The sequence below is a fragment of the Botrimarina colliarenosi genome (assembly GCF_007859955.1).
In the GTDB taxonomy this organism is placed as follows: domain Bacteria; phylum Planctomycetota; class Planctomycetia; order Pirellulales; family Lacipirellulaceae; genus Botrimarina; species Botrimarina colliarenosi.
On sequence record NZ_SJPR01000001.1, the window covers coordinates 805,526 to 819,456 of the forward strand.

The 13,931-nt window shown below is 66.4% G+C and carries 11 protein-coding genes; 7 read left to right on the top strand and 4 right to left on the bottom strand.

What is annotated here, in order from left to right; all coding sequences use genetic code 11:
- Nucleotides 1–16: 16 nt before the first annotated feature.
- The gene (locus Pla108_RS03105; protein WP_197526201.1) at nucleotides 17–541 is read right to left on the bottom strand and encodes a PA2169 family four-helix-bundle protein; all 525 of its coding nucleotides are present in this window, start codon (nucleotides 539–541) and stop codon (nucleotides 17–19) included.
- Nucleotides 542–1,379: 838 nt separating this feature from the next.
- Here Pla108_RS03105 and Pla108_RS03110 point away from each other — a divergent pair.
- From Pla108_RS03110 to Pla108_RS03135, 6 genes are all read left to right on the top strand, one after another.
- Entirely contained in the window at nucleotides 1,380–1,601 is a 222-nt protein-coding gene (locus Pla108_RS03110) for a hypothetical protein (RefSeq protein ID WP_146442852.1), read from the top strand.
- Nucleotides 1,598–2,659, top strand: a complete 1,062-nt coding sequence (locus Pla108_RS03115) for a S1 family peptidase (RefSeq protein ID WP_146442855.1) — start codon at nucleotides 1,598–1,600, stop codon at nucleotides 2,657–2,659. Before Pla108_RS03110 ends, Pla108_RS03115 begins: the two co-directional genes overlap by 4 nt.
- A 208-nt stretch (nucleotides 2,660–2,867) precedes the next feature.
- Nucleotides 2,868–3,551 carry a vWA domain-containing protein gene (locus tag Pla108_RS03120; protein ID WP_197526202.1) on the top strand — a complete coding sequence of 228 codons (684 nt, stop codon included), beginning with the start codon at nucleotides 2,868–2,870 and terminating at the stop codon, nucleotides 3,549–3,551.
- Nucleotides 3,552–3,705: 154 nt separating this feature from the next.
- Entirely contained in the window at nucleotides 3,706–4,470 is a 765-nt protein-coding gene (locus tag Pla108_RS03125; protein ID WP_146442859.1) for a PP2C family serine/threonine-protein phosphatase, read from the top strand.
- Entirely contained in the window at nucleotides 4,427–6,529 is a 2,103-nt protein-coding gene (locus Pla108_RS03130; protein ID WP_146442862.1) for a helix-hairpin-helix domain-containing protein, read from the top strand. Before Pla108_RS03125 ends, Pla108_RS03130 begins: the two co-directional genes overlap by 44 nt.
- 161 nt (nucleotides 6,530–6,690) lie before the next feature.
- Complete coding sequence (locus tag Pla108_RS03135; protein ID WP_146442866.1) at nucleotides 6,691–7,482, top strand: DUF1559 family PulG-like putative transporter; 792 nt, start codon at nucleotides 6,691–6,693, stop codon at nucleotides 7,480–7,482.
- Between the two features lie 318 nt (nucleotides 7,483–7,800).
- Here the strand turns inward: Pla108_RS03135 and Pla108_RS03140 are convergent, their stop codons facing one another.
- From Pla108_RS03140 to Pla108_RS03150, 3 genes are all read right to left on the bottom strand, one after another.
- Nucleotides 7,801–9,252 (bottom strand): ATPase, T2SS/T4P/T4SS family, encoded by a 1,452-nt coding sequence (locus Pla108_RS03140; protein WP_146442869.1) that lies wholly within the window; start codon nucleotides 9,250–9,252, stop codon nucleotides 7,801–7,803.
- Nucleotides 9,253–9,602: 350 nt separating this feature from the next.
- Nucleotides 9,603–11,393, bottom strand: coding sequence for a Gfo/Idh/MocA family protein (locus Pla108_RS03145; protein WP_146442872.1), 1,791 nt, complete (start codon nucleotides 11,391–11,393; stop codon nucleotides 9,603–9,605).
- Nucleotides 11,394–11,473: 80 nt separating this feature from the next.
- The gene (locus Pla108_RS03150) at nucleotides 11,474–12,550 is read right to left on the bottom strand and encodes a DoxX family protein (RefSeq protein WP_146442875.1); all 1,077 of its coding nucleotides are present in this window, start codon (nucleotides 12,548–12,550) and stop codon (nucleotides 11,474–11,476) included.
- A 315-nt stretch (nucleotides 12,551–12,865) separates the two neighbouring features.
- Between Pla108_RS03150 and Pla108_RS03155 the strand changes: the two genes are divergently transcribed.
- The gene (locus Pla108_RS03155; RefSeq protein ID WP_146442878.1) at nucleotides 12,866–13,882 is read left to right on the top strand and encodes a D-2-hydroxyacid dehydrogenase; all 1,017 of its coding nucleotides are present in this window, start codon (nucleotides 12,866–12,868) and stop codon (nucleotides 13,880–13,882) included.
- Nucleotides 13,883–13,931: the final 49 nt, after the last annotated feature.

The window sequence follows — 13,931 nt, forward strand, 5'->3', positions numbered from 1 at the left end:
TGAAGGTGCGGTCTGCTCAACCGCAGCAGTCGCCCTTCTTCGCGTCACGCAGGTCGCGGACGCGGTCGTGGACCTTCTTGACGCCCTGGTACTGCTCGGCGATCAAGCCGGCGATCGGCGACGTGCCGACGTCCTTCAGGGCGTCCTCGTAGGCTTCCTTGATCTGATCCTCGCCGCGCTCGGCCTCAGAAAGTACAGTCTGCAGGCTATCGGACGAGCACGCCTCGCGGACCTTCACCCACGCACGGTGCATTGCGGCCAAGTAGCTGCCATCTTCCGCCTCGAGCTCGTCGTTCCACTCGATCTGGCGGCCGAGTTGATCGGCATTCTCGAGTCGTGACTTGGCGATCTCCGTGAAGGCCGACTTCGCCTTCGGGTTGTCAACGAGGTCGGCGCACTCGTCAAGCCCTTGGCCGAATCGACGTTCATCTGACGCAGCTCGCGGAGCTTCTTGAGCGTTTCGTCTTTCAGACCAATAACAGCAGTGGCAGTTGACATGAGGTTCCCTCCTGAGGGTTGATTTCGGTGATTGCTCGGCCACTGCCTCGGAGCGACGCAGGGCATTGCAGTTGAGGTCGTGGCCAGCTTCGAGAGAACGTTAGTGGGAATCCCATGCCAAACCCGTATTGAGGCCGCCGGGCCGGTTAGTGGGTCGCCGGTTGGTCGCCTGGCGCACGCCTTGGTGGATTTCGCCCCAGAGCGAGCCCCCTCGCCGCAGGAGTTCAGGACGCGTCGCCAGCGGGTTCGCGACGGCGACATGAAGGCGATATTAAGCCGTGATGACGTTACCCGTTGCGAGCGCGAGGGGGTCTCAAATCCCCCTCCCCCCGGTGGGGAGGCCACTTTCCCGGATAAGTGAGGGGAGGGGGACGGCCCGGGTACCCGGGTTCCTCACCCTTCCCCGACCCTCCCCATCAAGGGGAGGGGGATCTTGTGACAAGGGGGTATGGAGGCAAAGTCGCCTCGTGAAAGTCACATGACCTGTGAGTGGGCCGGCTGCGCTGGTGATGTCGCAAATTGTTGGAAGGACCTCGCGCGCTGGGACCGGGCTCGGTTTCATGAAAAACGACAACTGGCGCCGTCTGTCGGGCGGCCGGACGGGTTGTTGAGAAGCGTTGGGGCAAACCGCGCCGGTCGTGACGGGGGTTCCCGCTGCGGAAGGGGCGCCGTCGCGCTGGGAAAACTTCGGCCGGCGGCGTCGGGGCGGCCGATCCCCAGAGGAGGCGGGCCGGAATGCGCCCGCTGTGGCGTCGGCTGCTGGGAAAGTTCTTGTAACACCCCGCGACCGGCCCCGCTTAGTCCAGCAGCACGATCCCACGGGGGCATGGAGGGCCTCGCAGGACGGCCGTACCCGTTTGCCTGTAACGGAGCCGTTCCCCATGACCTACGTCACAGATCGATCCTCGACCGCACCTTCCTCCCTAGCGAGCGTCCCCTTTGCGAGCCGCATGAGCGTCTCGTTCCGCCGCGCGGGGCTCAGCGCTGACGAGGTCGCCGTCCGTCGGCTCCGCCGCCGGTTGCTGCGATTCATCCTCGAGAACCACCGGCGCCGCGAGGCGGAACGCGGTCTCAGCCAACAGCCGCTCGCGGGACGCCAATGAGCGGCCTCGCCGTGCGGATCGCCAGCTTACTTCTGTCCGTGTTCATCACGGCGCCGGCGGCCGCTGCGCTGTTCCAGGCGACTCCGTCGGCGCCCCACCCGGCCGTCTGCCGCGTGGCGGTTGTCGAGCGCGACGGCATGGCCTTCGGCAGCGGCACACTGATCGACGCCCGCGAGCAGTACGGCCTCGTCGTCACCAACTGGCACGTCGTCCGCGACGCCAAGGGGAAGATCGAGGTCCGCTTTCCCGGCGGGTTCACCAGTGAAGCGCGGCCGCTGAAGCTCGACGAGACGTGGGACTTGGCGGCGTTGGTTGTTTGGCGACCGCCGACCGAGCCCGCGCCGCTCGCCCAACGGCCGCCGCAACCGGGCGAGACGCTCACGATCTGTGGCTACGGCCAAGGCGACTACCTGCAGCAGACGGGCCGCTGCACCGACTACTACTCTCCCGAAGTGGGCCAGCCGCAGGAGTTGGTCGAGCTCAACGTCCAGGCGCGGCAGGGCGACTCGGGCGGGCCGATCTTCAACGAGCGCGGCGAGCTGGCCGGCGTCCTCTTCGGCGCGGCGCGGGGGACGACGCTCGGCAGCTTCGGCGGCCGGGTGCAAACGTTCCTGGCGTCGCTCGCCCCCGACATCGGTGCGGCGAAGGGGGCGTCGACCTTGATCGCCCAAACGCCGCGGCCGACGCCGCAACACGACCCGTTTCTCGCCGCGGAACGCTCGACCCCGCCGGAGGCCAGTCGTCCCCTATCGCCCGTCAGCCCCCCGCCGTCGCTGACCGACCGCAGTGCGGCGCCGGTTCTGGCGTCTTCAAGGCCACCGACACGCCACTCGGCCGACTCGTGGCGGTCGGCCGAAGCCTGGCAGCCGGCGGACCGTCCGGCTACCGGTGCGACTCCCGTGGCGGCGCCGATCGCCAGCGTAGGTTTTTCGCCCCAGGTCAGCCTGCCGGCGGCTCCTGGGACGGACAGCGTCGACTGGTACGACGATGGCCGCACGTTGCTGGCGTTGGTGGGGGTCGCCGCCCTGGTGGTGACCGGACTGCGGGCCCTGGGGTGAAACGGCCTCAGGGGTGATATCAGAGCAAGATTCGAGCGAAATCGGCGAACAGAAGGCATGAAGGCGAGGGCGTCTCGCGACAAAAAGCGCTCCCTTTTGTTGCGTTTGCGGGCGAGCCTTGATTTACGGGGTCCCGCCACGCAATCTAGAGAGACAGGCGGATCCAAAGGGCGGCGACGACACAATTGCAGGAGATGGGACGAACCGGATGGATCAACTGAGCGCCGAGAGCGCCTTTAGTAGCGTCGAGTTCGCCGAGAACCCCGAGCCGCGGGTTCCGTGTGTGCTGGTCGTCGATACCTCGACCTCGATGCAGGGCCTCAAGCTCATTGAGCTCTCGAAGGGACTCGCCACCTACCGCGACCAGCTGATGAAGGACGCCCTGGCGTCGAAACGCGTCGAGGTCGGCATCATCACCTTCGGTGGCCGCGTTCAACGACGCACGAAGTTCGTCACGGCGCCCGACTTCGTCCCGCCGCAGCTCGACGCGATCGGCGGCACCCCGATGGGCGAGGCGATTCTCGAGGCCATCACGATGGTCGAGGAACGTAAGCAGGCCTACCGCGAGAATGGCATCGCCTACTACCGCCCGTGGATCTTCCTGATCACCGACGGCGAGCCCAACGACCACTGGAAGCCGGTCTGTAGCCGGGTCGAGGCGGGCGAGAAGGACAAGTCGTTCTGCTTCTTCGCGGTCGGCGTGGAGGGCGCGAACATGGAGGTGCTAAGCGAGATCTCGGTCCGCAAGCCGCTGTGGTTGATGGGGCTGAAGTTCCACGAGTTGTTCACCTGGCTATCGAACTCGCAGCAGGCCGTTTCGCAGTCGAGTCCGGGCGAAGAAGTGGCGCTCCAAGACCCGACGTCGGGCCCCACGGGTTGGGCGGCGATCTAGGCGAGGGGTTAAGGACCGGGGACGAGGGCTTAGGCTTCGTTGCCGGTCCTGTAATTGCCCGACCTCACCGACTAGGCCCAAGCCGTCCCCGTTATAACTTCGCCGAGATCAACCCTCGTCCCCCGTCCCTGCCCCCCCGTCCCTTTCCCCTGCCATGTGGCGATACATCGCGGCTAGCGTCACGGGGCCGTCGCACGTGGGGAGCGGCGCGCCGTGCCAGGATAGCCATCAGGTCAGCGTCTTAACGCGGTTGGGCGATTCCGCCCTCGTCGCCTGCGTGGCGGACGGCGCCGGCAGCGCCTCGCGGAGCCAAGACGGGTCGGCGATGGCCTGCGAGGCGGTCCTCGAGCTCGCCACCGCCCACTTCGACGCCGCGCAGGGGTCGTTCGCCGGGGTCACCGCCGACGAGGCTCTCGGCTGGGTCCGGGAGGCCCGCGATCGGATCGAGCGGCTCTCGGAGATGCGGGGTGGCAAGCTGCGCGAGTACGCCACGACGCTGTGTGTCGCCTGCTTGTCACCGGCGGGGGGCGTCTTCCTACAGATTGGCGACGGGGCGATCGTCGCGCGTCGCAGCGGCGCGCTCGGCGTGGTATTCTGGCCTCAGTCGGGCGAGTATGCGAATTCGACGATGTTCCTCACGGGCGACCGGTTCGAGGAGCACGTCCAGTTCCAGGCCGCCGAGGGCGACTTCAGCGAGGTCGCTTTGCTGACGGACGGAGTTGAGAGGCTAGCGCTATCGTTCGAGGGGCGGACGCCCCACCCGCCGTTTTTTGACCCCCTGTTTAGCGCCCTCCGTTCTGCCCCCGATCCCGTCGCCCTTAACGCCGAGCTGACTCGATTCCTCGATTCGGAGTCGATGAGGCATCGGAGTGACGATGACAAGACCGTCGTCCTCGCTGCTCAGGCAGCCCCTCGATAAGCCGCTGCTCTACGACTCGTCGGATCGCGTCGTCCCCCTGGGAGACGCGATCGGCGCAGGCGGTGAGGGGACGGTGTTCGAAATCAACGGCCACCCCAAGCTGTTGGCCAAGGTCTATCACAAGGCCTCGCTCAACGATCAGCACGACCACAAGCTGCGGACGCTCGTCTCGCTCGGTGCCGAGGACTTGCTCGGCATCGCCGCTTGGCCGCGGGCCCTGCTGTTCGACCCCCGCACCAAGGCGGTCCGCGGTCTGATGATGGACCGCGTCGCCGACGCCCACCCGCTCCACGAGCTGTACGGCACCACCAGCCGTTCGCGCACCTTCCCGCAGGCGCAGTGGGGCCACCTCGTGCTGGCCGCCCGCAACCTGGCGGCGGCGTTCGGCACGCTCCACGAGCGCGGCGTCCTCGTCGGCGACGTCAACCAGGGCAACCTGCTGGTCGACGGCAAGATGTGCGTGCGGATGATCGACTGCGACTCGTTCCAGGTGACGCACCGCAAACACGTGTTCCGCTGCCCGGTCGGGACGCCCCACTTCACGCCCCCCGAGCTTCAGTCGATGAAGCTCGCCGACGTCGATCGCACGGCGGAGCACGACGCGTTCGGCCTGGCGATCCTGATCTTCCACCTGCTGTTTGTCGGCCGGCACCCCTTCGCGGGCCGCTACCAAGGCCCCGGCGACATGACGATAGAGAAGGCGATCGCCGAACGGCGGTTCGCGTTCTCGCACAACCGCTCCGACACCCAGGTCGACCCGCCCCCCGCTTCGCTACGGCTCGACGACTTGCCGCACGGCATCGGCGAGCTCTTCGAGCGCGCCTTCCGCGCCGACATCGACAATCCGGTCCGGCCGAAACCCGAAGAATGGATCGGCGAACTGGAGACGCTCATCAAGCAGCGCCGCGTCTGCCCGATCGAGGAGGCGCACGTCTACTCGTCGGCGTCGCTCGACTGCCCGTGGTGCCGGATCGAGAACGCGGGCGGGCCGTCGTTCTTCCTCAACATCGGCGCCGTCGATGGGACCAGCGAGTCGCGGCTCGCCGCGCTCGACGCCCAACTCGAAAAGATCGAGGCGATCCAATTCCCCGAGCTGCCGACGCTGACGCTCAAGCTGCCGCGGCTGCCGATGGCGATGCAGTCGGCCAAGGCGCCGCAGCGGGGCACGGCCGACTGGCTCGCCGCCGGCTGGATCGGCTCGGCCGCGCTGTGCCTCGGCGGCGCGTTCTGCGGGCCCGTGCTGGCGGCCGGGGCGGTCGGTTCGCTCGCTACGGCGGGGATGCTCGCCTTCGGCAAAGCGGGCAAGCAGCGGCGCCAGACGCTGGTCGAGGCCGACGCCGCGCTCAACGAGCGGCTGCGTAAGCTGGCCGCCGGCTCCTCGAAGATCTCCGCCGACCACGGCAAACGGCTTGAAGAGTACGACGCCTACGCGGCGAGCGTCTCGACCGGCATCCAGCGCTACAAAGCCGACACGGAGGACATGGAGACCATCCTCCGCCAGCTCCGTATCGAGCAGAAGGAAGACTTCCTCCGCGGCTACTCGATCCGTGACTACCGCCGCCGCATCCCCGGCCTGACGCCGCAGATGGTCGCGATGCTCGACTCTTACAGCATCGACTCGGCGTACCACGTCCAGAAGATCCTGCTAACGGGGGTGCCGGGGCTCACGCCGGCGGTGATGCTCGAGCTCCAGGCGTGGCGCACCCGCGTCGAAGAGAAGTTCGAGTACAAGGCCGAAGAAGGCATCACCGAGCGCGAGCTCAACGCGGACAAGCAGGAAGCGACGCGGCGGTTCAAGATCGCCCTGGCGCGCAAGATCCTGCAGGGCGCGAAGCGGATGCGTTCGATGGCGTTCGCCGCCCAGGGGCAGCTCGACCAAGCGATCGCCGTCTACAAACGCCACGTCGAACAGTGGCGCGGCCTCGCCCACCAGCGGCAGCAAACGCAAGCCGCCCGCGCGCCGTGGGAGCGGAAGCTCAACCTCAACCTGGCGACGGTGATCGGCGCCGGGGTGGGAGCGCCGCTGGTGGGAGCGTTGCTGTGGTTAATCGTGCGGTGACGCTCTGCGTGGCGCGCCGCTGGCTACCGCCCGCGGCTGAGGCCCACGAGGATGGTGCGATTACCGCCACTTCTCAGCCGCGGGCGGTAGCCAGCGGCGGCGCTACGAACGACTCGCGTGCTGATCGAGCACAACTCATTAGGCGTTCAAGGTGAGTCTCGATGAAAATCGTTACGAAGAGCACGATGTATTTGGCATGCACAACGGCGGTGCTGACCATTGGCGTGCTTTGGTTTGCCGTTCGAGAAGCGGTTGAAGCGGCTCGTCAATCTGCATGCCAAGGGCATATGAACGGGCTGCAAAGCGCACTCCGTAACTATGAAGCGTTGAATGGGCACTACCCACCGGCCTACATTAACGGCCCCGATGGGAAGCCGTGGCATAGCTGGCGTGTTCTGTTGCTCCCATTCCTTGGGGAGGAAGCTGTTTACGATCAGTATCGCTTTGATGAACCGTGGAACGGCCCCAATAACCAAGCGTTAGCGGACAGAATCAGCCCCAACCTGTTTCGATGCACAAACGCGCCGGGCGGCAAGCGTGAATGGAACACCAACTACGTCGCTGTGGTTGGTAAGGAGACGGCCTTCCCTGGAGCTGAAACGGTCGCTTCCGATGACATCAAGGACGGCGTCGAGAATACGATCTTGCTGGTCGAAATCGGAAACTCGGACATCCATTGGATGGAGCCGTGCGACCTGCAATACCGTTCGTTGACTTTGCAAACGGACCCTGAAAAAGCATCGTCAATGTCCGTCTCAAGCCGCCATCCGGCCGGTCCCGGCGTGGTGTTCGCCGATAGAATCACTGCCTACCGAATTCACTCGCCCTTACTACTATCGACTCTACGGGGACTACTCACGATTGCCGGAGGCGAAGAGGAAACAAAGGAATCTTTGGAAGGCTGGGACAACAGTGGCCGCTACCTTGTTGAGCCTCCAATCGCCAGCGATTGAATCGCCGAGCGAGTCCTCGCTTCTCGGGGCTTCCGCTACCCCTTATCCAATTCGCTGACCCCGACCAGTGCGCCCACGGCTCAGACGTTGATTGATGGCGAGTCGGCGACATCGCCCACAGCATCCCCGTAAAGGGCCCTGGAAGGCTCTAGAATTTTCGCCGACGTGTCAATGTGTCGGGTTGGCGAAGGAACGCGTCAGCGGGCCGCTGTGGGGCTTTGGCGCGGGGGTCGGTATTCCCCGCGTTTTAGCGGCTTTTTGCTTGCTTTTGGCCGCTAGGGTTTGGTTGCAGGGTCGGACGCAAGCGTCCGACCCGCCTCACCCCAACCCCAGCGTCATCACTTCAATAAAACTCGTGTGCCCCGCCAGGAGCTTTTCCACCGCGTCGTCGGTCATCGACATGCCGCCGTGCTTCTTTGCTTCGGCCGTTAGCTCGGGCTCCGGAGCGCGCTCGACGATGAGCCGCTGCATGCTGGGCGAGACGGGCAGCAGCTCGAAGACGCCGACGCGGCCGCGGTACCCGCGTTTGCCGCACAGCTCGCAGCCGACCGGCTCGTAGATCGCCGAGCCCGCCATGTCGGGGTGGCCCAGGGCGCGGGCCTCGGCGGGGGACATCTCGCGGCGCTGGCGGCACTTGGGGCAGAGCCGCCGCAGCAGCCGCTGGGCGACGCACAGCCGCAGCGTCGCGCCGACGAGGAACGGCTCGACGCCCATGTCGATGAGCCGCGTCACGGCGCCGGCGGCCGAGTTGGTGTGGAGCGAACTGAACACCAAGTGGCCCGTCAGCGCCGCCTTGATGCCGACATCGACCGACTCGAAGTCACGCATCTCGCCGATCATGATCACGTCCGGGTCGCTGCGGAGGATGTTCCGCAGCACCGAGCCGAACGCCACCTTGTCGGCCGTATCGACCTCGACCTGGGCGACGCCGACGATGTCGTGCTCGACCGGGTCCTCCACCGTGATGATGCGGCCCGGGTTGTTGGCCAGCCGGTGGCGAAGAGCGGCGTAGAGCGTCGTTGATTTGCCGGTGCCGGTCGGGCCGGTCAGGAGGATCATCCCCTGCGGCTGGGCGATGGCGGCCGCGAAGAGCTTGTGTCCTTGCTCGGTGAGGCCGAGGCGGTTGAGCGTCATCCGCGACGCCTCGATCGCCAGCAGCCGCAGCGTGAGCCGTTCGCCGTGCGTCGTCGGCAGGCAGGCGACACGCAAGTCGACGCGACGCTTGTCGGCGCCGAGCTGGACCATGAAGCGGCCGTCTTGCGCCTCGCGGTGCTCGGCGATGTCCATGCCGGCTAGCACCTTGAAGCGGGTGATGATCGCCGGGTGGTGCTTCTTGGCGAGCTTGCGGCACGGCTCGAGCGTGCCGTCAACGCGCAACTGCAGCAGGACGACGTTCTCTTCGGGGTCGACGTGGATGTCCGAGGCGCCCCGCTCGAAGGCCAGCTCCATGAGCTCGTCGCAGACCTGCACCGCGTTGATCGGGGCGGTTTCGGTCTCAAGGTCCTTGGCCTTCGGCTTGCCCATGCCGAGGCGGAACCCGCGGCGTTTCGGCTCGCCGGCGCCGTCCAAATCCGCAGCCGGGGCGTCGGCCGCGGTGGTCAATTCGAGGCCGTCGACGTAGGCGGCGATGAGCCACTCGTCCGAGTCGGCGTGGCGGACGCGGTGCGTCGGCATCAGGTTGCCGGCGGCTGCCCACTTCTGCAGCTTGGCCATCGGGTGCGGCCCGTAGACCTGGCCGTCGCCGATCTCGAAGTACCAAGCGTCTTTCATGGGGAGATGCGGGGATGGCGGCGTGCGGCAGTCAGCTCGCGGCCGGGTTCGGGCCCGCGAAGGCGACAGACGCACCGCTGAGATAGGGGGGATGGCGGTCTTGCCCTGGGCAATGCGACCCCTCAGGAAGGATAGCGTGCGTGAACAGTAAGGGCGATAAAGCCTGGAGACGGTCTTAACCGCACGCGCGGCCTAGCGTTCCATCCCGCAGGATACTCCATCCCGCAGGATACACAGCATCGAGCCGCCATCCCCCCCATCTCCTCGGAGAAAGCTACGCAGCAAGCCCCAACGAAACCTGACGCGGACGCCAAGCTGCAAAGAGACCATCCCCTCAATCCCCCCATCTCCTAGACCTTCACGTCCGCCGCCTTGCGCGGCGTGCGGCCGCCGGGGACGGCGTCGCTGGCGGGGTCAAACCACTCGGGATCGAACTCCATGCGGGCCTGCTTCTCGATGGCGATGTTCGTCGTCAGGGCGATCACCGCGTCGGCCAGCGCGACCTTCGGGTGGCAGTGGAGCGTCGTGGCGGGCTCGCCGTTGCGGATGCACCAGGCCCAGTGTTCGATCTCTTCTTGGTAGCCGCGGCTGACTTCCTGCGTGACCGCTTCGGCCGCCGGGGTGTAGCCGCCGCCGGTCTCGTACGAGTCGAGCGCCGTGGCGGCGTCGTTGACCGTCACCTTGGTGCGGGTCTTCGAACCGGCGTAGAGCATGACGTCCTTCTCGCGCTCGAGGATCAGTGTCCCTTCCGTGCCGAGGACAACCTCGCCATAGCCGCCGAAGCCGTTGCCATTGATCGACGAGTAGACGACGCCGACCTTCTTGTTGGCGTCGGCGACCTTGGCCTTGGTCGGGTCGTTGTCCTCGTAGTAGCCCTTGCCGGGGTACTCGTAGGTGGCGTAGACGTGGTCGTCGCAGTCGCGGTCGTGCGGGAAGATGTAGCGGCCGCCCACGGCGTTGACGCTCAGCGGGTTGACCTTCACGTGGCCCTCGAACTGCGAGCTGATGAAGATGCCCGAAGCGTCGAGTTGGTGGCTCCCCAGCTCGGCCATCAGGCCACCGCCGGTGCGGTTCCAGATCCGCCAGCGGATGAGCTCTTCCAGGGCGGTGCGGTGGTAACCCCCTTCGAGCGTGCCCGCTTCGTAGCCGTACTTGGCGGCGTCGACGCGGAAGTCGTCGAGCTGCTTCTCGGTCTGGGCGAGCCGCATCGAGAGCTTCTCTTTGTCGGCGATCTTCACCTTCGGGTCGTCGATCCGCTTCTTGTAAGCGGCGATTTCGCGGACCAGCTGGTGCTCGATCCGCCACTGGCGGAGCCCCTCCTCGCCGCCGGCCGCCTTGGCGGCGCGCTCGCCGGCGCTGATCTCTTCGGGGGTCAGCATCTCGGTCGGCAGCGGCGGCTGCCAGCTGTCGTTGCCCGGCAAGTTGCCGCGGTGCCACTGGGCGCGGATGCTGTGGATGTCGCCGATCAGGCCGCGGCGGATCGTGTCGACCGCGTTGTCGTACAGCACGCTGTAGTGGCGTTGGTGGCCCGTGGCGAGCAGCAGTTCGGTCTCGTCGGCGACGCGGGCCATCTCCTTGCACTGGGCGACGTCCCACGCCATCAGCTTCTCGGTCAGCACGTGCTTGCCGGCGCGCATCGCGGCGATGGCGGCCGGGTGGTGCATCCAGAGGGGCAGGGCGATGATCACCGCCTCGATGTCGTCGCGCTCGAGCAGCTCGTTGTAGTCCGTGTAGACCGCGATCTCCTTCTCGGCGGCGGTGCGGTCGGCGTAGCCGTAGACCTTGCAGAGGCCGGGGCGGGCTTTGAGGGTGCCGTCGCTCGACCAGTCGCCGTAGAACGCGCGGTGCTGGTTGAACGGCCGGATGTCGGCGATCGCCTTGACCTCAATGTAGTTCGGGTTCAACGCGCCGATGAGGACGTTCCCCTCGTCGCCGGTGCCGATGACGCCGACCCGCAGGCGGTCGTCGAGCTTCTTGCCGTAGCCCCAGTAGGCGGCGCCAAAGCCGCCCGCGGCGACGGCGCCGGCGAGCGTGACGTCCTGGAGGAAATCGCGGCGCGACGGGTTGGTGCTGATCAACTCGCCGGTAACGCGGCGGAAGTTGTCCTGGCCGATGGCCTTTTCTTCGTCCGAGAGATTCATAACGGCTGGCGGAGGGGAGAAGGTGGTTGGCGAGGCCCCCGCGAAGGGACGCGTCGGTGTGTTGTTTGAAGACCGTTAGTTTACGCAACGGCCGACGAGGCGGGTCGGTCGGGCAGACGCTGGTAGCGGGGTGACAAGTCACCAAACCGCACACGGGCGGCGTAAAATAACCCGTCGATCCCGGCCCACCGGCCCGCGCCGACCGCGGCGAGCACCAGGAAGGCGGCCATCTCGATCGACCAATTGAAGAAAGCCGTCATATCCGCCCCCGCGATCCACGGAGGCTGGGTAAGGATGAGCGAGAGCAAGAAACACGCGGCGAGGACCGCGGCGACCCGCGTCAGGAGCCCCAAAAAGACGCAAATGCCGGCCCCAAGAACGACGCAAGCGACGGCCGTATCGAGGCGGCTGACGACCGAGCGCTCGCCCAGGGCGTCCTGGACCCGCCGCGGTCGAACATCGAACTCGGCCTCGATCGCCTGGGCATCCTCAATGAAAGAGTTCTCGATTTGACGCACCGTGGCGATCCACGGCTGCATCGTCTTCCAGATTTCGTCGGCTTTCTCGTCGATCCGCAGCTGGAGATACGCCGGCGGAGAGACGCCCCCTTCGTCACGGAGCTTCGTCAGCCGCCATTCCTCGTGCTGCAGGTCTTCGATCGAGGGGAAGATGCCGTGGAGGTAGTAGACGATCTCGCCCAGCTTGGCGTCGCGGAGGGCCTGCAGGCGCTCGGCGCTGTCCTCGTCGCCGCCGAGCCGACCGAGTCGCTCCAGACCTTGGTCCCACCCCTTGGCGATGTTGCCGACCCAGCCACTCCCCGGAACGGCCGGGTCGATGTCGTGGGGCAGCGGCTCGGCGTTCTTAACGGCGTCGTCGGCGCGGCGGGCGTAGTCCGCCAGCCACTTGTCGATGGCGGCTTGGTCCTCGGCGCTACGCGAGCCGTATTCGATCGGCCGGGCCAGATCGACGTGCGCGCCGTAGGGGCCGGGGATCATCGACCGGAAGATCGGTGCGAACGGCCCCCGGGCGGTCCGCAAGAAACCGGCGGAGGTGAAGTTGGGGTCGAGCTTCTTGACCCCCTCGTTGAAGAAGTGCCATCCGGTCAGCAGCCGAAGCAACACGACGGCGATGATGGCGATAGTGGAGAGTTTGGTCATGCGATCGGGGAGAACGCCGCGAGAGCGGGGCGGCGAGGACGTTATCAGATGGCGTGAACGAGGGCGTCGGCGTCGGGGCCGATGCCCGACACCGGAGTCGATCTCTGGGCCCCAGGGGGACGACGAGTGGCGACGAGCGCGAAGCCTCCACTTTAACCGGCGAAAACGAAGGTTGCCATCGCCCGGCGGGCGTTCAGGCGAAATCGACCGCCGACGTAAAGCGTTCGGAGGGCTCGACTTGGCCGGCTTTCGGGGTGAGACTTCGGCCAACCCTCTCTACTGATACCGCCGCTTCCCGGTAAGTTGCGTCCGATCATGCCAAACCGCTCCAAATCGTCCGAAAAGATCGTTCTCTGCTACCCGGTCGAGCCCCAGCACCTGCGGCAGATCGAGAAGACCCTCGACGAGCTGGGCGTCGAGGCGGAATTGGTGAATGCCGGCCAAGAGCGGATCGCTGAGGAGTTGCCGACCGCGACCATTTACTGCGGTCACGCCAAAACGCCGGTCCCATGGGCCGAAACTGTCAAAGGCGGCCGGCTCCGCTGGATCCAAAGCTCCGCGGCCGGCATGGACCATTGCCTTGTGCCGGAAGTGATCGAGTCGGACATCTTGGTCTCGAGCGCCTCGGGCGTGCTCGCCAACCAGGTCGCCGACCATACGCTGGCGCTGCTCCTCGGCCTGCTGCGGAGCCTTCCGGTCTTTTTCCGCGCCCAGCAGCAGAAGGAGTTCATCCGCCGGCCAACGCGCGACCTTTACGGCGCCCGGATTGGCATTGTCGGTTTGGGGGGGAACGGACGCCGGCTGGCGGAGGTGTTTCAGCCGTTTAATGTCCGTCTGCTGGCGACCGACTGGTTCCCCGAGGACCGGCCCGAGGGGGTCGAGGCGCTGCTGGCGGCTGACCGGCTCGACGAAATCTTGCCAGAAGTCGACGTGCTGATTCTTGCCGCCCCGCTCAACGATCTCACCCGGGGGATGATCGACGCCCGCCGCCTGGCGCTGCTGCCAGAGGGCGCCCTGCTGGTGAATATGGCCCGCGGCCCGCTTGTCGTGGAGTCGGACTTGGTGGACGCCCTCGAGTCGGGACATCTGGGAGGAGCGGGGCTCGACGTCACCGAGTTGGAACCTCTGCCGGTCGAAAGCCGTCTCTGGGAGCAGCCGAACGCCATCATCACCCCGCACGTGGGGGGGCAATCCGCTTCCCGCATCGACGATATGACGAACCTCTTCTGCGCGAATCTGTCACGCTACTTCGCAGACCGAAGTCCTCTCAATTACCTCGCCGAGAAGCGGCTCGGCTTCCCCCATCCTGAGCACGCCGCGTGGCGGGGCTGAAGGCTCGCCGCAACGGCGTCGCCGTTCACGGCTCGCCCGGTTCCCCCAG

What these genes read in the sequence shown, in the direction of transcription:
- Pla108_RS03110 (WP_146442852.1), top strand. Translation starts at nt 1,380, where the DNA reads ATGACCTACGTCACAGATCGATCCTCGACCGCACCTTCCTCCCTAGCG.
- Pla108_RS03115 (WP_146442855.1), top strand. Translation starts at nt 1,598, where the DNA reads ATGAGCGGCCTCGCCGTGCGGATCGCCAGCTTACTTCTGTCCGTGTTC.
- Pla108_RS03120 (WP_197526202.1), top strand. Translation starts at nt 2,868, where the DNA reads ATGGATCAACTGAGCGCCGAGAGCGCCTTTAGTAGCGTCGAGTTCGCC.
- Pla108_RS03125 (WP_146442859.1), top strand. Translation starts at nt 3,706, where the DNA reads ATGTGGCGATACATCGCGGCTAGCGTCACGGGGCCGTCGCACGTGGGG.
- Pla108_RS03130 (WP_146442862.1), top strand. Translation starts at nt 4,427, where the DNA reads ATGACAAGACCGTCGTCCTCGCTGCTCAGGCAGCCCCTCGATAAGCCG.
- Pla108_RS03135 (WP_146442866.1), top strand. Translation starts at nt 6,691, where the DNA reads ATGAAAATCGTTACGAAGAGCACGATGTATTTGGCATGCACAACGGCG.
- Pla108_RS03140 (WP_146442869.1), bottom strand. Translation starts at nt 9,252, where the DNA reads ATGAAAGACGCTTGGTACTTCGAGATCGGCGACGGCCAGGTCTACGGG.
- Pla108_RS03145 (WP_146442872.1), bottom strand. Translation starts at nt 11,393, where the DNA reads ATGAATCTCTCGGACGAAGAAAAGGCCATCGGCCAGGACAACTTCCGC.
- Pla108_RS03150 (WP_146442875.1), bottom strand. Translation starts at nt 12,550, where the DNA reads ATGACCAAACTCTCCACTATCGCCATCATCGCCGTCGTGTTGCTTCGG.
- Pla108_RS03155 (WP_146442878.1), top strand. Translation starts at nt 12,866, where the DNA reads ATGCCAAACCGCTCCAAATCGTCCGAAAAGATCGTTCTCTGCTACCCG.